The organism is Faecalibacterium sp. I4-1-79, assembly GCF_023347235.1.
Lineage (GTDB): Bacteria > Bacillota > Clostridia > Oscillospirales > Ruminococcaceae > Faecalibacterium > Faecalibacterium tardum.
In genome coordinates this window covers 547070-563771 of sequence record NZ_CP094467.1, presented here as the reverse complement: position 1 = coordinate 563771, position 16702 = coordinate 547070, and the positions used below count along the sequence as shown (strand labels likewise).

Here is a 16702-nt window from a genome sequence, read left to right as displayed (position 1 = left end):
CCACCTTATTCGACTGATATACGCTTTCTTTTCTATTATTGTAACCTCTTTCCGCTTACAAAACAAGATGCAAAAAGCTCTTGGCCTCCATTACAGAAGCCAAGAGCTTTTTTCTTCTTTGTCCTATCAGATTTTATTTCCGGGGAGACTTAATCGCAGCCTGAGCGGGTGCCAAAATTGCAGAGCGTTCTTCGCTTCATTTGTTCTATGTGATTACCCTCAATCTCATAGCCTTTTTTCAAATCCGCCATGGATCAGAGGACCTACAAAGAATGTGACGAAGGCATTGGGATCCTGCTCGTGAATAATTTCCTGCAGCTCCCCGATTTCATACTTGTTCACGGCACAGAAAAGGATCTTCTTAGGGTGGTTGGTGTACGCACCGTATCCGTTCCAGAAGGTGACGCCGCGGCCCATCTTCTGCAGGATTTCAGTCTGCACAGTGGAAACATCCGTAAATATCAGGGCCGCCACATTGATGTTCTGGTCGTGAAACCTATCTGCCACCGTATACAGGATTGCCACAAAGATGATGGAGTACATCGTAGTTTCCAAATCAAAAAGGAATAGGCAGACCGAAAAGAGAACCGCATTGACATAAATAGAAAGCCGTCCGCTTTTAAAATCCGGGTATTTCTTTACCAGACACATGCATGCAATGTCCATGCCGCCGCAGCACCCACTGCCCCGCAGCGCATAGCCGACACCTACACCACAGAGAATAGCGCCGAAGATACTGTTTAGCAGCACATCCTCCACAAGGGGTGCTTTGAGCGGCGGAAGTACTGAGAGAAGCAACGTCTGCACTGCTACCGAGAGCATGGTTTTGATGCAGAACCTGCGGCTCATGACCCGGTATCCTATCAGGAACAGCGGTACATTGATGAGGAAATTGATCATACCAACAAGGTTTGCATCACTGCGGATTGCAATGAACCTACGCAGAAAAATCTCTATAATCTGAGCCAGGCCTATCACACCGCCAAAGTTGATACCATTGGGGGTGACAAACAGGTAGATACCCAAAGTCAGTAGTGTGGAGCCAAATATCAGATCAAAATACTGCTTATATGCTTTATTCATAGCACTCTTCCCGAATCTTCTGTGCGTACCAGCCAAAAGAATCTTTTTTGTAGCGGGCGAGGTCTCCGGTGCCGTCGTTATGTTTATTTACATAGACCAGTCCGTACCGCTTATCCATTTCACCGCCGCCCGCGCTGACCAGATCGATGATGCCCCAGACCAGATATCCCATGCAGGGAATGCCGTCCTCCAGAACGGCTTTTTTCATCTGGGTGATATGAGCATCGAGATACTCCACCCGGTAGGGGTCATGGACGGACCCGTCCACTTCCAGAGTATCCTCCACGCCCAAACCGTTTTCCACAATGAACAGCGGCTTGTGATAGCGATCATACAGATCATTCATGGTCACGCGCAGGCCGACCGGGTCGATCTGACGTCCCCATTTCGTGATCTGCAGATACGGGTTGCGCAGGGTAGTAATGGCGTTGCCATCCGCCACATTTTTCAGATGCTCCGGATCCGTGGAGATCAGTCTGGAGGAATAGTAACTGAACCCCAGAAAATCGCAGGTGTTCTGAGCCAGAAGTTCGTCATCACCCGGCTGTTCGTCCAGCGTGATGCCCAATTTTGCAAAGTAATTCCGGGCGAATCCGGAGTAACAGCCGTTCAATTGGACATCCGGAAAAATGTAATTTTTGTTGTTACTGATACGTGCTTCCATCACATCATTGGGGTTACAGGAATAGGGATAAAAGCTTCCGGCCGCCATCATGCATCCAATTCGGAAATTCGGGTTGATTTTTTTACCGATCCGCACCGCGCAGGCACTTGCCACCAGTTGGTTATGCGCGGCATTGTACACGATCTGGTTGAACTCCGGGTCGTCCTTGTCCACCAGCAGGCCACCGCCCAGATAAGGGATGTGGGTGATCATGTTGATCTCATTGAAGGTCATCCAGTATTTTACCAGATTCCGGTAGCGGTCAAACATGGTGGCAGCGTATTTTTCATACAGTGCAATCAGCCTGCGGTCTGCCCAGGCACCATATTTCCGGATCAGGGCTTCCGGCACATCAAAGTGGCACAGGGTGACCACCGGCTCTATCCCGTACCTACGACACTCCGTAAACAGCTCCTCGTAAAAACGCAGGCCATCTTCGTTCGGGGCGTTCTCTTCCCCGGTCGGATAGATCCGCGTCCATGAAATGGACAAACGCAGCGCCTTGATCCCGCTCTCTGCAAGAAGGCGGATATCCTCTTTGTATCGATGATAAAAATCAATTGCTTCCCGACTAGGATAATAATCGTACCGCGTTTCCAGAATGTTTCCCGGATGCAGCATGGCATTCCATCTGCCGTGGGCTGCATCCGGCAGAAAGTCAGCAGACGCAGGCAGCCTGCCGTCTTCCTGCCAGGCACCCTCGCACTGGTTAGCCGCAAGTGCTCCACCCCACAAAAAATCGGACTTAAGTTTCATAATACCTCCAACGCCCCGGGACGCATGCGCTCCCCGGGGCGAACAAAATTTTGAGATCAGTGTTTCTTCAAGATTTCCTCGTCAAAGCCAAAGAGAATCGTAAGTACACAGGATGCTACGATCGTCACGATGATTGCAATAACCATAGCCACGATGGTATCCTCAAAGATCGGCAGGGCAAACAGGGAAGAAGAACCATACTCGTAGTTATGGGCACCCAGCAGAGCAGCCACGACACCACCGATGGCGCCGCCGAGGGAAACAGCCCACATAGGTTTCTTCAGCGGCAGGTTAAAACCGTAAATGGCCGGCTCGGTCACACTAGCAAAGATGCAGCCCACTGCAACGGACAGTGCTTCGGATTTGATTGCCTTGTCCTTTGCCTTGATGGCGATGCCCAGAGAAGCGCCGCCTTCTGCCATGTTGGACAGCAGCATACCGGGGCGGAACAGGGGATCAAAACCAGTTTCCGACAGCAGCTGGATCATGGGAGCTCCCAAGGTCATGTGCATACCGGTCATGACCATGTAGGGGAACAGAGCCGTAAACAGAGCAACCGTGATGGGGCCTGCAATGTTATACAACCACAGGATCGCGGCGGTGACATAGGTACCTGCCAGCTGACCCAGAGGCGCCAGTGCAAGGATCGAGACGGCATAGGTGGCGGCCATTGTCAACGTACCGACAAAGATAGGCTTGAACACGCCGGGGATCACTTTGTTCAGGAATTTTTCCACATAATACGCAACGATTGCCAGCAGCAGCGCAGGAAGCAGAGAACTGCCGTATCCTTTCAGGGCAACATTGATACCAAACATGGTGACTGGATCGCCAGCACTTACAATAGCCGTCCATTCAGGAGCGACCAGTGCACCGGCCACGACCATGGAATACGTGGGGGTCGCACCCAGTTTCTTAGCCGCTCCATAAGCGACCAGAATGGGCATGAAATAAAACACCGCATTGCCCACGATGCTCAGCAGCGTATAAGTAGAACTGTCCGCAAAGGGAGCATAAACCTTGGAGATCAGCAGCAGGAACACCTTAATCATACCGCCGCCGATCAGTGCCGGAACCATAGGCTGTACGGCAGCGGAAATGTAACCAATCACTGCCTGCCCAACCGAAATCTTTTCGCCTTTCAGGTCACCGTCCAGTTTTTCGTCCACAGCACCGCCATCGCTGTAACCCAGCTTCAGCACCTCTTCATAAACCTTCAGCAGATCCTTGCCGATGATGACCTGCAGCTGACCGCCCTGATAGGTGACGCCCAACACGCCGTCCAGATCATTGATAGCTTTCTGGTCTACCTTCTTGACGTCCTTGACCGTCATACGCAGACGGGTCATGCAGTGAAATACGGAAGTAACATTTTCCTTTGCTCCAGCCAACGTCATGATATTCTGCGCCAGCTGTTTGAAATTTTTTGCCATTGTAACATCCTCCAAAAAATCTTCCTGGATGGTAACGGACAGAATGTTCCGGTTCAGTTCCGTACCGGAAACCCCATCCAAACGGTTCAGTTCTTCTAGATCTGCCATACCGCTGTCTTTCACAGTGACATACAGGTGCTCTCCGTCAAAACGTTTTCGTGCAACATTGCCTTCACCACCGATGCGATGTATGATAGTTTGAAAGAATGCATCCTGTTTCATGGCTAATCCTCCTGATTTTTTATCTGAAAAACGATGCGGGCCCTGCACCGCTGTTCATTCAATATGTAATAAAAGATCCGGGCACAAAGCGCCTTCAAACTACCTGAAAACGCAAGCGTTTTCAGGTAGGATGCGCTCTGTCCCCGGATCACGTCCCGCAAATGGCGAGTGCCGCTCCAAGCAACGGAAGCTGTTTATGTATTTTTCTGGCAGACGCGGTTGATATGCAACATCAAATAGAGAAGCTCTTCATCATTACAGCACCAATTCTCCTGCTTTTGCAAGAAAGCCGCAATCTTTTTAGCACAGATATATGTTTTAGGGTAATCATTGGCCAGCATCTTTACCATGCTGCCACTCCCCGTTTCGCTCTGAGTACCGCTCATCAGCCGTTGGATGAGATAGCGGATATGCATCGTGAACCGGTAGTAACTGTAGCTGTCCTTATCCAGTTTCAGGTTCATTTCCCGCTCCACAATGGACTCCACGCCTTCCTGAATCTCCAACGCCTTTACGAGGGAATGGATCTCGCTGTTTTCGATTTCAGCATTGATCAAATGCATTGCAATGCTGACCGCTTCGGAATCCGGAAGTGAGACCCCCGTGTATTCCTTCAGGATATCCAATGCTTTTACGCCCAGATCAAACTCATTGGGATACAGATGACGGATATCATAGGCAATGGGGATCGTCAGGTTCAACCCGCTGCGAAAACGCTCCACCGCAAAGTTCAGGTGGTCGGCCAGTGTCAGCGGCAGGTTGGAGTTAAGGGTCGTATTCAGTACGACCTGCGCATCTTCTGTAATGTCGGCACTCGCCAGAAGAATCTCCTGCGGAAGAGTACTGATCATCTCAAAATAACGCGGGTCGATATCGTAAAACGTGCGGTCTATCCGCGACATATCCGTCAGTTCGTATGGAACCGCCGGAAACCCGATGCCCTTACCAATCACGATCAGTTCCTTCCCGCGGGAGTCCTGAGCAACAGCGGCACTGTTATTGATTTTCCGAACAATTCGCATAGCACCCACCCTCTCCGTTTCGGATAAAGAAAAAACCTCGGACTGCAGTCACAATTATACCTGCAGGTATAGACACTCTACCGAGCACTATCCTTTGTTCACAAGTACAACTGACGCTTCCGAGGAATCACGTGTTGTAATAAGATGTTAACATAAAATTCGTAGAGATTCCATTCGCCTTTTTTACAATTTTATCGGTCATTTTTTGTGCATAAATACTTCTTCTTTTAACTTTAAACTATTCATAAATCCACCACCTTATTCGACCAATGTACGCTTTCTTTTCTATTATTGGAACCTCTTTCCGCTTACAAAACAAGATACAAAAAAGCTCTTGGCCTCCATTACAGAAGCTAAGAGCTTTTTTCTTCTTTGTCCTATCAGATTTTATTTCCGGGGAGACTTAATCGCAGCCTGGGCGGGTGCCAAAATTACAGAGTATTGGGATTTACGGTGGTATGCCGTTTTTATTTTAAGCAGGCTATAAAACACATGATATTGAGCCTGGCAGCAGACTTTGTGTTTCAAGCACCGGTATAGCAGACTAACACTTAGCACGAAATCACTTCTTCATCCAATGCTTGAGCCAGTATTCATAGACCCCAACATATTCCCGATAGAGCCCTGTTTTGTCCGGCGTACAAAACAACTGCCATGCCTGCTGAAGAAATGGCTTTGACCATTCACCTATGGGCTTTTTGGCTTTCAGAAATCTTACCAACTGACTGTAAGCAGTTTCACGATTTTGCGGTAAGTAGGCCGCTTCACTGTTCAGGTTGAGCTTGTCGGAAAGTTCCTTGTTAAGTTCCGTGTCGGTTGATCCTATCTCACCATTTCTTTGGTAGAAGATTGTATCCATCTGAGCTTCATCCAGCGGATTCAAGCGCATTGTCTGCTGATCTTCTTCCAAGATTCCACGGTAGGCATCGCAAGTCTTTTTTGCATTTTCCGTAGAACTCCGATTTCCGGGACACACGCCCAGAAGATTTGAAAAATCCGTAGCTGCCTCATCCGTCAACTGATTTTGCGGATCAAGGTGTTCAATATTCAGATAGTTGAGTTGGTCTGCCGGATCAAGACTTACACGACGCATACAATATGCGCAAAGGTAACCTTGGTCTCGTGCCAACTGCTGCCGTGTACCGTCCTTCGGCATATCTTTATAGGTGATTTTTAACGGCGGGGATGCTTTGCGACAGTTCTTTTTATACTCTCGCAAGTCTCGCGGTTCCGTTTCTGACTTTTTGATATACCTCATTCCGGCCACTCCATTTGCTCGATTTCCAGACTGCTTCTGGCCTCATAGACGGACGGATCATCATATCCCAAAATCTGTTCCAGATTTCCCAGCACCTCTTTGGCTTTTGCGTAATCCTCCTTATGGAGAAGCTCCGAGAATTTATCAAAGAGCTTTTCAATTTCAATCGGACGATCTCCAACCAGCAGGATGCTTCGCAGAACAGTGTTTACATCCTTGCCATAGGCAGAATCGATTTGTGTTGCACTGCCCTCATGTTTCAGCAGAATAAGATTTGCATCCTTATAGGAAGTAATCACTTCCGGGGAATGCGTGGATACAATAAACTGAATATTGGGAAAAACCGTTGTCAAATCATTCAGAATTCGCTTTTGCCAGCCGGGATGCAAGTGCAATTCAATCTCATCAATGATGATGATACCGGGTGTTTCCAAAACAGAATCGCCGAGCTGAGGATTCAAAACAGCCATCCGGTGCGCAATATCTGCTACCATATTCAGCACAGACCGGTATCCATCACTCATCTCAGACATCGGATGAAGCTCATGTTCACCATTCCGATTAACGTATTCAACAACAATCGCCCGATACCTCTGGCGATATTCCACCTTAACGCGCTGCGTTTCATCATGGTCGATCAAATCCGCAAAGCAGCATTCCAACGCCCGCTGGACTGCACTCACCTGCGGAATAGGTCCTTCCTGACTGACAAGGAGAGTCATGTCGCTGAACCACTCCATAAGCTGCTTGTCCGTGGCCTGCTCTGCGATGCAGTCCTGATAGCCTTCAAAGCGGGACTTCAGCTTCTGTTTTTCCTTCTGCTTCGCCTGTTTTTGTGCCCACAGGCGACCCGTACCATAGTAAGCAATGAGTGGCAGTACCGTTTGCGAAGAAGGAAGTGCTGCTTCTTTTTGAAGTTCCGATGCAATTTTTTTCAGATCCGATGCAGCACCATAGGTAGTGTTGGATTTTGGTCCACTCAGAGAGCGAGACCATGTACAAGCACTACCGTTTACAACACCCTGACAGGACACTTCAACCGGATAAACTTCGCGCTGCTGGTAAATTTTATTGGTTTCATACGCCACATGGCGAACGTCTTCCGCTTTAATGCTGCGTGGAGAAGCATAGTCAATTCCAAGGAAGAAAGTGCTGGCGGCGGTCAATGCACCCATAAGCAGAGAACTTTTTCCGCTTCCGTTGTTGCCGATCACAATATTCATTTTAGGATTCAGCGGAATCTCGGCATTTTCAAAGTTCCTGAAATTCTTCAAGGTCAGATTGTCAATACGCATAGCTGCTTCCTTCCAAAATCCAGATTTCATGCGAATTGATAGGCCGAGCACCCGGTGATGGGCATAATCCCCTATCATAAGTTGATTTTATCACATATCTTTTGGTGTTTCAATCGAAATCAGGCTGATCTTCTTTGGCAGGCGGCGAAGTCTGATACGTGTTGGCAAAAACCATATCCTGAATCCACCTACAGAGTGCCGGGTTTTCGTTCACTGCCTTATACAGTTCAATCGTCGTACTCATGGAATCGAGAATCGCCTGCATCGTTGCACGGTCGCTTTCAACACGAGCATTCCGTGCATCTGAGTTTTTTATAGCATTCTGATAGGCTTCGTCTTTACTGACGATGGCGGGCAGATCAGCAACCTGCTTTTTTACCATAGCAACCGAAAAACATCAATCTCAGAATTTCATTTCAATTCGTCAAAAAAAAACTCACTTTCAGCTGTCACACAAACTGAAATGCAATCGGCATCAGTTCTTCCATGCTGTGCACCACATCACCGGTATTCAGTACTTTCACATCCACCGGGAATTTCTTCTTGCCGAAATCCATGAGATGCCGCAGGTTGATGGTCAAGTTCTTCTTTTTCGCCAGCTTCAGAATAAAAGGTGCACAGTTATCGCCACAAGTCGAGGCATTGAATACCTTTTCCGGGTCGTTTGCCATCAGCAAAAGCGTTTTCGTGCCGCCAGACAGTTTTTCCGGCGAGATGACCCCCAGAACCGGGCTTTCCACCGCATGAGGGCCTTTGACGTCGGACTTATCAATTTTCTTGATGACCTCTTTAGCAAAGTCAGAAGTCAGCCACTCGTCCTCGTAGGTATAGTTAAAATAGACCGACGTATTGTAGACTGCCTCCGGCATATCTCCAAAGTAGATGTTCAGCATGGTATCACCTCGCAGATGTGAGTCATTTGCTATTATTGTACCTTCTTTCCACTCACAAAACAAGACACAAAATGCCCGCTGGCTCTTGATAAAGAAAACCAGACCTGTCTGATCGGACGAAAACCATCCCAAATGTCGAAACTGGATTTACTGTGATCTGTAATGATTTTTTCATTTGTCACAATGAATTTGAAGTGCAAAGATAGAAAATACGCTGCCTTTGATCAAATCGCCCTATAAGAAAGCCCCAAAAAGCAGTTTATTATCATTCTATTAGATTTCGATCTATGGATAACAGTGTCATAAATCACCAGATAGAATGCTATGCGTTTTTATAGTCGTTGTTCCTCCCGATCAATTTCTATTTGATTCATAACATCCTGATAAATCACAAAATGAGGTGTTTTTTATGACAATGGCAAAGAAACTCCCACTTTTAGCACCTTCCATTCATACATTTGAAGTGAACGGAACGTACACGGATTGCGAAGCGAAACGCACAGTTTTTATGGCAATTCAAAAAATGGTATCCGCTGGAAAATACTATCGGATTCCGTATCATGGCTCCTCGAAAAAAGGCTACTCTTATAAAAGAAAAGATGGCGGTTTGACCATCACATTGGCAGATTATCCAGATTTTAAGAAGCGATACATAACGTTATCTGGTGTGAACCTCGCTCGGATTGCAGGTGATCCATCTCGTTTAAGTTTAACAGACTTATCACCAGAAGGTTTGGTCATGCAAGAGCAGGCATTTCTGGATGAATTGGAGCAGCTTGGACTCCTTGAAATTGAGGAGTCTGTTAAATGGAAAATACATCGGTTGGATATTACACAAGACTTCTATGTGAAATGCGATCCCTCGCTGATGGTAAAAATTATTCGTTATGCAGGAAGCGTTGACCCGTACAGGAAAGGTCGCGCACTGCACTATAACCAGCACAATGAGATCCGAAGCTGTAAATTTGAAAAAACATGGTACGATTTTGCACTCTATGACAAGCATCAGCAGCTCTTGAATTGTGAAAAGGAGAGCTATCCGATTTCTCCAGATGATTTGGAACGCTCAAAAAATCTGATTCGATATGAAATTCAATTAAAGCGCCCCAGTCTGAAAGAATTTGAACACGATAAGTTGGAATCTTCAAAACTCCGGTTTAGGAATCATGCGCTGTTTCATTATTTTGATAAAATCAGCGATGATATTCCGTTCTTTCTATATCGGTATGCCGTCGATTTTTTTGGCAAGCATTCGTGGTATAACGTTCCAACTGCTCTGAAAGCCGTACAAACGAGCAACCTTGATGACGATACCAAAGAACTTGTCGCTGCGTATATCGCAGCGCAGGATGAGCCGGAACTGACTGATAAGATACATCATAAAAAGAAAATCGCAAAGGCTTTGGAAAAATTAGAGATCAACGACGTGATCATCCCTTGCCGCATCCTGAACGATCGTCAATGCGGCAGATTTCCATGTGCGCCCTTATGCACAAGGATACAAGGGCTTTGAGCGAACAAAAAATGATCCGTGCAAAACAGAACGAAAATTCACCAGAATCACAAGAATGGAGTTGATTTTCAATGCTAGACAACTATCCCGATGTCCTGAGCTTCCGGCAGGTCATGGAAATTACACATGTTGGAAGAAATCTACTGCTTCGTCTTCTGAACAGCGGCGAAATTCCCGCCTTCAAGATGGGAAAACTCTGGAAGGTTTACAAACAAGACCTGATCCAGTATATGAGCCACTGTCAGTGAGCCGTATCCTTCGTTTGGGGCAAAAAGAATCCCGTTGGACTCCGCAGCAGGAATCCAGCGGGATTTAATCTTATTGATTTTTAATGCGTTCGTCCGCCAAATTTCCAGAAGGATTTTACACTCTTGTACTTTTACCAAATCTGTATTTCAGCACCGTTGGCTTCAGCCATCTGAATCACTCTGTCCACATATACTCCCGCATCTTCCTCCGTCAATGTTTCGATGTCAAAATCATACCATATCTCATGAAGGTCTTGTATCATCCCCTCAACTTCCATATAATCAGTAGCTTCATCGTAAAACTTCAGATACTCTATAAATCGTGACAAAGCATCCAGATTGCTATACTTTCCACTGTATTCGTATACATCCGTATACATTGCATTCAGCCATGCAGTCTTAAAATCACTCCCATAGCTGAGGTAGTACTCTTTCGTGCTTTCCGGCATTTCTCCAAACTCATAGGAGTTGACGTCTACAGAGATCTCGCCAGAAAGTTCCGAATAGGTATCCATTCCATTCGTGCTAACAACTTTACGGTCTGATCTGGTAGCCGTCTGGGCAGAATTGTCGGAATCCGTATCCTCTGTGTAGGTTTCGCTCTCAGGTTCTGCCATGCTGACGCTGGAAGATGAATCTGCAAGCGCATCATCCAAAGCATTTTCCAATTCGTCAAGCGCATTGCTGCTGGCAATTCCATGATCGTTGCAATAGCTGTTACTGATCTCGGAAAGCGTGATGTTCTGCCTTAATAGGTTCATCGTTTCACCGTCCATGGTCATCCGGTCGATTTCAAAAGAGCCGTCATCATTCAACTTGAAATAGATGCCAACGGTGGCTTTTTCTCCCGTTTGTGTGCTGACGCACTCACCGCTGTAGTGGACAAAAGTCACTCCGTCCTGTTCATAGTTTTCCCACGTTCCATTTGCAAAAAAATCGTCCAATACCTCGCCAACCGTTGCTCCTGCCGGAAAAGCACTAAAGTATCCGTCCGAAATTCCTTTGGAGCGAGCATTGTCTGAGTAAAGCACAGGATATAACATATATACCGCAAACGCGACAAACGCCGCCGTAATCGCCAGCTCAATCAACAACGGCATCTTGTGTGCGCCGAACAGCTTCCGAACCGCTGCCTTTTCTTCTTCCACCTGCTCCGCAGAAATTTTTTCAGGGTACAGGATGGCGATCACCTGCGACAGCAGAACGCTGCTGAAAACTGCATACAGATATTCTTTCTTACTGCTTTTGGACGGTTTGGTCAGGATGGTCATTTTCAGACCATCGGCTGTGTTTTTCAGTTGATAAGTACCACGCTTTTTGCTGTAAAAGGTCATGGCATCCGCAGTATCTGTGACCTGTTCAACGTCCGGGTTGGCAAATCCACGGCGGATGCGGTCTACGGCTTCCTCCCAGCTCATTCCTTCCGGCAACGGCAGCTGGCCTCTATCATGCTCCGGGCCGTATACTTTTTTGTAGACATCATCCCGGAAGCCGAAGTAGATCACTGCGGCGATCAGAAGCCCCAAAAGGACCGACACTGCTCCGGCACCGGTTGCAACACCTGTCACCACGCCCACAACGAACCCCAGCAGCAGCCAGATCTTTAAGGAATCCAGCGCAATGCTTCTGCGGGCAGCTGCGGTAAACAGCGGATGAAAGCCGCTCAGATTTTTGGATTTTCCTTTGGCTTTTTTAGCTTCTGCACTGCCATCATAGATTTCAAATCGTTCTTTCATGATGTTTCCTCCCATCTCAATGGATGAACAGCTTTTTCAGAATCGCCACTGGAATCAAAATCAGTCCCAGCAGCACGCCAAGAACAAATCTTGTCAGGAAAATATCCTTCATTGGCCCAATTTGAATTTTGTTTGCGTAGATGGTCTGCCCGACCGCCCAGTAACTCAACACACAATACACGATAAAGACAACCATTTCCATCTTTTTTGCTCCAACCTTTCTCAAATGTACCGCCACACAGAATTGAACCCTTGCAACTTGCTGTTTTCGATTCATCCCCTTTTCCATAACGCTCAATGCACTCGCCTGTAATTGGATTTATCTTGTAAAAATTATACGATTTATAGAATTACATGTCAAGCTATCCACCCTTAAAATCGTAAGTAACACTACGATTTATCCAAGGAGGTCTATGACATGGAACGCGAGAAACCAAACTTTGACATTCTGGGAAGGATCGACCGGGAGCGGTTGGCTCGTGGATGGTCTGAATACACACTTGCCGAGAACTCCGGTCTAACGCAATCCACCTTATCAACGTGGCGCAGAAGAAATCTTCAGCCTAATGTGACCTCTATTGAAAAAATATGTCACGGCTTTGGCATCACACTCTCGCAATTTTTTGAAGAGGACGCTGCTGTTCACCATTTGACAGAGGAGCAGAAATCCCTTTTGACCATCTGGGATAGACTTTCGCCCTCGCAAAGAACCGCTATTTTGGATTTGATTCGGGCATTTCTGCCTGAATAAAGCAAACCCTTACAAAAAAGAAGGATGCCGGCGACCATTGCGTCACCTGGCATCCTTCTTCATTAGATAAAGGACTTCAGAACTTTTTTCAGTGCTTCACGCTGTTCCGGGGTTATGCGATTCAACAACTTCAAAAATTCCTGTTGTTCCTCCTTTGTAAAGTCGCTATGGGGTTCATCTTTTACACATTTTTCGTTTTTCATAACAGCTCTTCCTTTTTAAGTTTTCCCTCGTCAGTCAAATCAGCCCGAATCTGCCTCTTATACTTATAATATGTATTCCGGGCAAGTCCAGTCAATTTCATGCACTCCATGTCATCCAATGTGCCGCCAAACGCCTTACAATGGGCACGGATCTTCTCCTTGGCTGCTTTGGACTTTTTGGTTTCAAAGCCAATGCCTTTCTTACGGCCAACCTGCTTGCCGTTCAGCCGGGCGGTCAAAAGGCCCTCACGGGTGCGCTGGTGCAGATCGGCAACTTCTTTTTCGGACTGCTCAAAGGCCAGTTTGATCTGCTCCTTTGCCAAGGCCATCAGATACTCGTTGATGCCCTTCAAGATGAAGTCCACATTTGTCCCTGTCATGGCAATGCTGCCGGACAGGGCTTTTTTGTAGGTCTCGGTGTCGATGTGGTGCTCTTTCAAGAACACCAGCCGGATGCCCTTGTGGTAAAGGTCTTCGTACAGAGTAAAACCTTCTTCTGCATTTCTGGACATCCGGGACACCGAATCGAACACTACCACATCTCCGGCTCTCAGAATCCGGTAGAGCTTCAGCCATTCCGGGCGAAAAATGGATGTGCCGGTGTAGGCTTCCTGTACAATGTGGGCAGTCGGGTATTCTGCCTTGATGTTGCGGATCTGGCGGTCGATACTCTGTTTTGCAGTGGAAATTCTGCAATAGCCATAAATACTCATAACTTTTTTCTTTCTGTATCAAAAATGCCGTAGGTGCAGAAAAGTATCAATTACAGCGAGATTGGGCAATTTATCTTAGCAGATTGATAACGCTAAAATGACGAACGGCATTTTTAATACCTTTTCGGCACAAGTTTTCTGCTATTCCTGCTTCAAATAGGTCTCTATAAATTCTTCCACTGTGACACATGGCTTTTGATTTTTCTCTGTTCCTCCAAACGGAGCATAGTTCCAGTCGGTGTCCTCGTCAATATATCGCCGCCCATTGTTCGGTAGTTCCAGAGGTTCCGCAAGGATGATGGTGCCCCAGTGGTTGACCATCACAAAGGGCGCGATCTCACAAGGGATGCCCCGGCACTCATCATCATGCCGGACATCGTAGGCGTACAGGCCGTCCGGGACAGTATCTCTCTTGATACGGATGCTGGTGAACAGCGCAGGCTTTCCGCAAACCGTGATTTCTTCGTAACGTTCGGTCATTGCATTAAAGGTCATAAAGCGTTCCTCCTTAGATTTCAATGATAAAAGCCCTGAATGTCTCTTTGTAGTAATCCATTGCACTCTGCGGCAGGGAAGTTAGATTCCCTTCGTTGTCACATCCGGCCAGAAATCCCGGCCCGGCAAGAACATCGGCTCCATCCCACAGCGGACGATTGAGAGGCAGGCCAAGCAGCTTGCCCTCATCATTGCAGACCAGTGTAATCTCTGAACCGGTGTCACTTAAGGTGATGCATTCAATCAGCCCGCCTACAAATTTCTGCATGGCTTCAAGGGTGTTGTCCAGCTCGATCTCCTTTGGCAGCTCCATTGGAATGAGCGCAAGGACTTTGATTTTTTTCTCTTTCATCGTAAAATCTCCTTATGCCACGTTTAGCCTTGTAGCCTTATAGCAGTCAGCGCACATTCCCTCATGGGTGGCTGCAAACTCTGCCGCCTGCATGATGGAGCCATCCTTCAGCTTGACCCTCTTGATGGGCTGATTGCACCGGGCACAGATGCAGGGCATGGGCGGCTGTTCCTGCTTCGGGGTAGCGGATCTCGGTCTCAGCTGCTTTTGAGGTTCAGCCTCCGGCTGCGGTGCCGCATCTTCCGGCAAATCCTCTCCGGCATAAACATACAGGCCCAGACCAAACATAGCAAGGTTCTTCACCAAGCACCGCATGATAGCCTTATTCACATCGAACATGGAGGCTGCTTCTACGGTACGTTCTTCCATGCCGATCTTTTCACGGCGACGGGTCTGCGGATTGTAGTCCCATTTCGGAGTGGTGTAGGTATAAGGCACAGCTTTCATGGCTTTGTTTGCGCCATCCAGTACAGGCAGCCACATTTCATGCGAAACGCCCTCAATCGTGACTGAGGTGTACACCATAAACCCGGTTATGGGGTCATAAACATAGGGCAGGCCGTTGAATTTCTTGACCTCATAGCTGGCAGCAGGATACAACTTTTTCACCTCTGCCCAGGCATACGCCCAGCTCACATATTTGAGCTCCGTGTTGCCGGACTTTTTGACTTCCAGATGATCTTTGAAGTCAATCGCAAATAATTTTATGAATGGATTTTCTGTGGACATAATAAACCTCCAAGAAAAAAGGCGGCAGAGCATTTACTCCCTGCCGCCAATTACAAATGTTATGCCGCATGAATGATGGTGAACCTGCGGCTGCTTACATTTTTGCTGTACTGGTTGAAAATATCCGGCTGCTCTCTCCGCAGACGTTGGGAATCCACTCGTTTGCTTTCGGAGGATACCCACGATACCTTATAACCCGGTGCTGTGCCATAGGCGGCATCCTGCATTTGCAGCTTGACCTGTTGCTCGATGGCCGTCTTTTCCTGTTCCATCTGCTCGATTTGCTCGGAAAGCTCCTGCCGCTTATCCAGAAGTCCATGCAGAGCACTCAGGTCAGCAGTCTTGTCTCGGTTGTCTACCTCATACATCTGGTTGATCTGCTGGGTGTCACAATCGCAACCGTTGGGTGCAGGGGGAATCTGGGGCACAACATGGTTCGTCCAGAAAAGCTCTTCCTTATCAATAAGATCAGAAAGCACTTGCTTATCCGTCACGATTTTGTGGATCACGAGCTCTCTGCCGAAAATCAGAGCCGCCACATACCAGCAGTCGAAGCCGCTGACGGCTAAGTAGTGGTCAACCTGCGCCAGATAGTGAGCCGGGATTTTGCCATCTGCCCACTTGTCTGCGGAGAACGGCGAGACCGTTTTGCATTCCAGCCCGGCCTTCTGTCCAACGATCAGGCGGTCGAAGTCTGCCAGAAGCAGCGGATGTTCCTCGCTTTGGTAGATAGCGTTTGCACGGCGCACCTTAAAGCCCGTTTCTTCGGAGAACCGCTGCGCCACATAATCCTCCAAGTCACGACCCTGCCGCATGGCTTCGTTGTCGATATTTTCAATGGTATCGCTGATTTTATCGTGGTACACCTGAAATGCAGAGCGATAGGGATTCAGGCCAAGGATAGCCCCGGCATCCGTGCCGGTAATGCCGCATTTGCGATAGCGAAGCCAATCTTCCTTGGACAAATTCAATGTAGATACAAGCCTTTTCATGCAATGTTCAGCCTCTCTTTCAGCTGTTCTTCTACGATAGAGAAATCATATTCCACCAAGTCTTTGATAATGGTGGAAAACTCATCCACCAAGGTGCGGTCATCATCCAGCCACAGGGTATACAGGAAATCCAGAATGTTCCGCTGCACCCGGAGATGGTTCCAGAAACGCTCGTCCATCTGCTTTTCGGTGTCCAACGTAATCAAGGCACTGACGATAGTGCTTTTCATCGTGATCTCGTATGCCGTGGTGTAAGTCGGCTTTGGAAAATCGGCTTCAAGGCTGTTCAGGAACTCAGAAAATTCCCGGACAGCCCGGTTGCTCACATCATTCATAGTTCGCTC

General features: G+C 47.5%; 20 protein-coding genes. 3 read left to right on the top strand and 17 right to left on the bottom strand.

Annotated elements, in window-relative coordinates:
* Nucleotides 1-225: 225 nt before the first annotated feature.
* From MTP36_RS02710 to MTP36_RS02675, 8 genes are all read right to left on the bottom strand, one after another.
* A complete protein-coding gene (locus MTP36_RS02710; protein ID WP_015537459.1) occupies nt 226-1083 on the bottom strand; it encodes a YitT family protein in 858 nt (285 codons plus the stop codon).
* Nucleotides 1076-2503 (bottom strand): glycoside hydrolase family 1 protein, encoded by a 1428-nt coding sequence (locus MTP36_RS02705; protein ID WP_005920853.1) that lies wholly within the window; start codon nt 2501-2503, stop codon nt 1076-1078. Before MTP36_RS02705 ends, MTP36_RS02710 begins: the two co-directional genes overlap by 8 nt.
* Before the next feature lie 56 nt (nt 2504-2559).
* On the bottom strand, nt 2560-4158 hold the full coding sequence (locus MTP36_RS02700; RefSeq protein WP_249253361.1) for a PTS transporter subunit EIIC: 1599 nt from the start codon (nt 4156-4158) through the stop codon (nt 2560-2562).
* 194 nt (nt 4159-4352) lie between these two features.
* Nucleotides 4353-5180 (bottom strand): PRD domain-containing protein, encoded by an 828-nt coding sequence (locus tag MTP36_RS02695; RefSeq protein ID WP_005920859.1) that lies wholly within the window; start codon nt 5178-5180, stop codon nt 4353-4355.
* A gap of 562 nt (nt 5181-5742) precedes the next feature.
* On the bottom strand, nt 5743-6438 hold the full coding sequence (locus MTP36_RS02690) for a hypothetical protein (RefSeq protein ID WP_055185450.1): 696 nt from the start codon (nt 6436-6438) through the stop codon (nt 5743-5745).
* Nucleotides 6435-7811: an AAA family ATPase gene (locus tag MTP36_RS02685; protein WP_249253352.1), complete on the bottom strand. Its 1377-nt coding sequence runs from the start codon at nt 7809-7811 to the stop codon at nt 6435-6437. The genes MTP36_RS02690 and MTP36_RS02685 overlap by 4 nt, the downstream gene beginning before the upstream one ends.
* 31 nt (nt 7812-7842) lie before the next feature.
* Nucleotides 7843-8115 carry a hypothetical protein gene (locus tag MTP36_RS02680; RefSeq protein WP_207685836.1) on the bottom strand — a complete coding sequence of 91 codons (273 nt, stop codon included), beginning with the start codon at nt 8113-8115 and terminating at the stop codon, nt 7843-7845.
* Between the two features lie 67 nt (nt 8116-8182).
* Nucleotides 8183-8626 (bottom strand): DUF4869 domain-containing protein, encoded by a 444-nt coding sequence (locus MTP36_RS02675; protein ID WP_055185452.1) that lies wholly within the window; start codon nt 8624-8626, stop codon nt 8183-8185.
* Between the two features lie 409 nt (nt 8627-9035).
* Here MTP36_RS02675 and MTP36_RS02670 point away from each other — a divergent pair, with 409 nt between their 5' ends.
* Both MTP36_RS02670 and MTP36_RS02665 read left to right on the top strand, forming a co-directional pair.
* On the top strand, nt 9036-10139 hold the full coding sequence (locus MTP36_RS02670) for a hypothetical protein (RefSeq protein ID WP_249253350.1): 1104 nt from the start codon (nt 9036-9038) through the stop codon (nt 10137-10139).
* A 71-nt stretch (nt 10140-10210) separates the two neighbouring features.
* Nucleotides 10211-10387: a helix-turn-helix domain-containing protein gene (locus tag MTP36_RS02665; protein WP_081028407.1), complete on the top strand. Its 177-nt coding sequence runs from the start codon at nt 10211-10213 to the stop codon at nt 10385-10387.
* A gap of 131 nt (nt 10388-10518) precedes the next feature.
* Here MTP36_RS02665 and MTP36_RS02660 read toward each other — a convergent pair whose 3' ends face one another.
* Together MTP36_RS02660 and MTP36_RS02655 are read right to left on the bottom strand one after the other, a co-directional pair.
* Nucleotides 10519-12123 carry a hypothetical protein gene (locus tag MTP36_RS02660; RefSeq protein ID WP_249253348.1) on the bottom strand — a complete coding sequence of 535 codons (1605 nt, stop codon included), beginning with the start codon at nt 12121-12123 and terminating at the stop codon, nt 10519-10521.
* 16 nt (nt 12124-12139) lie between these two features.
* On the bottom strand, nt 12140-12400 hold the full coding sequence (locus MTP36_RS02655; protein ID WP_044959618.1) for a hypothetical protein: 261 nt from the start codon (nt 12398-12400) through the stop codon (nt 12140-12142).
* Between the two features lie 141 nt (nt 12401-12541).
* On the opposite strand from MTP36_RS02655, the gene MTP36_RS02650 reads away from it, so the two are divergent.
* Nucleotides 12542-12874, top strand: a complete 333-nt coding sequence (locus tag MTP36_RS02650) for a helix-turn-helix domain-containing protein (protein WP_249253346.1) — start codon at nt 12542-12544, stop codon at nt 12872-12874.
* 62 nt (nt 12875-12936) lie between these two features.
* On the opposite strand, the gene MTP36_RS02645 is transcribed toward MTP36_RS02650, so the two are convergent.
* The 7 genes from MTP36_RS02645 to MTP36_RS02615 form a co-directional block, all read right to left on the bottom strand.
* On the bottom strand, nt 12937-13077 hold the full coding sequence (locus MTP36_RS02645) for a hypothetical protein (protein ID WP_005920915.1): 141 nt from the start codon (nt 13075-13077) through the stop codon (nt 12937-12939).
* Nucleotides 13074-13790, bottom strand: coding sequence for a recombinase family protein (locus tag MTP36_RS02640; RefSeq protein ID WP_005920917.1), 717 nt, complete (start codon nt 13788-13790; stop codon nt 13074-13076). Before MTP36_RS02640 ends, MTP36_RS02645 begins: the two co-directional genes overlap by 4 nt.
* 141 nt (nt 13791-13931) lie before the next feature.
* Nucleotides 13932-14285 (bottom strand): LPD28 domain-containing protein, encoded by a 354-nt coding sequence (locus MTP36_RS02635; protein WP_249253336.1) that lies wholly within the window; start codon nt 14283-14285, stop codon nt 13932-13934.
* A 13-nt stretch (nt 14286-14298) separates the two neighbouring features.
* Nucleotides 14299-14637, bottom strand: a complete 339-nt coding sequence (locus MTP36_RS02630) for a DUF3846 domain-containing protein (RefSeq protein ID WP_249253334.1) — start codon at nt 14635-14637, stop codon at nt 14299-14301.
* A gap of 12 nt (nt 14638-14649) precedes the next feature.
* Nucleotides 14650-15366 carry a Sak single strand annealing protein gene (locus MTP36_RS02625; RefSeq protein WP_249253332.1) on the bottom strand — a complete coding sequence of 239 codons (717 nt, stop codon included), beginning with the start codon at nt 15364-15366 and terminating at the stop codon, nt 14650-14652.
* Between the two features lie 59 nt (nt 15367-15425).
* Entirely contained in the window at nt 15426-16358 is a 933-nt protein-coding gene (locus tag MTP36_RS02620) for a YqaJ viral recombinase family nuclease (protein WP_249253330.1), read from the bottom strand.
* Nucleotides 16355-16693: a DUF3848 domain-containing protein gene (locus MTP36_RS02615; protein WP_249253328.1), complete on the bottom strand. Its 339-nt coding sequence runs from the start codon at nt 16691-16693 to the stop codon at nt 16355-16357. Before MTP36_RS02615 ends, MTP36_RS02620 begins: the two co-directional genes overlap by 4 nt.
* Nucleotides 16694-16702 lie beyond the last annotated feature (9 nt).

What these genes read in the sequence shown, in the direction of transcription:
- MTP36_RS02710 (WP_015537459.1), bottom strand. Translation starts at nt 1,083, where the DNA reads ATGAATAAAGCATATAAGCAGTATTTTGATCTGATATTTGGCTCCACA.
- MTP36_RS02705 (WP_005920853.1), bottom strand. Translation starts at nt 2,503, where the DNA reads ATGAAACTTAAGTCCGATTTTTTGTGGGGTGGAGCACTTGCGGCTAAC.
- MTP36_RS02700 (WP_249253361.1), bottom strand. Translation starts at nt 4,158, where the DNA reads ATGAAACAGGATGCATTCTTTCAAACTATCATACATCGCATCGGTGGT.
- MTP36_RS02695 (WP_005920859.1), bottom strand. Translation starts at nt 5,180, where the DNA reads ATGCGAATTGTTCGGAAAATCAATAACAGTGCCGCTGTTGCTCAGGAC.
- MTP36_RS02690 (WP_055185450.1), bottom strand. Translation starts at nt 6,438, where the DNA reads ATGAGGTATATCAAAAAGTCAGAAACGGAACCGCGAGACTTGCGAGAG.
- MTP36_RS02685 (WP_249253352.1), bottom strand. Translation starts at nt 7,811, where the DNA reads ATGATAGGGGATTATGCCCATCACCGGGTGCTCGGCCTATCAATTCGC.
- MTP36_RS02680 (WP_207685836.1), bottom strand. Translation starts at nt 8,115, where the DNA reads ATGGTAAAAAAGCAGGTTGCTGATCTGCCCGCCATCGTCAGTAAAGAC.
- MTP36_RS02675 (WP_055185452.1), bottom strand. Translation starts at nt 8,626, where the DNA reads ATGCTGAACATCTACTTTGGAGATATGCCGGAGGCAGTCTACAATACG.
- MTP36_RS02670 (WP_249253350.1), top strand. Translation starts at nt 9,036, where the DNA reads ATGACAATGGCAAAGAAACTCCCACTTTTAGCACCTTCCATTCATACA.
- MTP36_RS02665 (WP_081028407.1), top strand. Translation starts at nt 10,211, where the DNA reads ATGCTAGACAACTATCCCGATGTCCTGAGCTTCCGGCAGGTCATGGAA.
- MTP36_RS02660 (WP_249253348.1), bottom strand. Translation starts at nt 12,123, where the DNA reads ATGAAAGAACGATTTGAAATCTATGATGGCAGTGCAGAAGCTAAAAAA.
- MTP36_RS02655 (WP_044959618.1), bottom strand. Translation starts at nt 12,400, where the DNA reads ATGAATCGAAAACAGCAAGTTGCAAGGGTTCAATTCTGTGTGGCGGTA.
- MTP36_RS02650 (WP_249253346.1), top strand. Translation starts at nt 12,542, where the DNA reads ATGGAACGCGAGAAACCAAACTTTGACATTCTGGGAAGGATCGACCGG.
- MTP36_RS02645 (WP_005920915.1), bottom strand. Translation starts at nt 13,077, where the DNA reads ATGAAAAACGAAAAATGTGTAAAAGATGAACCCCATAGCGACTTTACA.
- MTP36_RS02640 (WP_005920917.1), bottom strand. Translation starts at nt 13,790, where the DNA reads ATGAGTATTTATGGCTATTGCAGAATTTCCACTGCAAAACAGAGTATC.
- MTP36_RS02635 (WP_249253336.1), bottom strand. Translation starts at nt 14,285, where the DNA reads ATGACCTTTAATGCAATGACCGAACGTTACGAAGAAATCACGGTTTGC.
- MTP36_RS02630 (WP_249253334.1), bottom strand. Translation starts at nt 14,637, where the DNA reads ATGAAAGAGAAAAAAATCAAAGTCCTTGCGCTCATTCCAATGGAGCTG.
- MTP36_RS02625 (WP_249253332.1), bottom strand. Translation starts at nt 15,366, where the DNA reads ATGTCCACAGAAAATCCATTCATAAAATTATTTGCGATTGACTTCAAA.
- MTP36_RS02620 (WP_249253330.1), bottom strand. Translation starts at nt 16,358, where the DNA reads ATGAAAAGGCTTGTATCTACATTGAATTTGTCCAAGGAAGATTGGCTT.
- MTP36_RS02615 (WP_249253328.1), bottom strand. Translation starts at nt 16,693, where the DNA reads ATGAATGATGTGAGCAACCGGGCTGTCCGGGAATTTTCTGAGTTCCTG.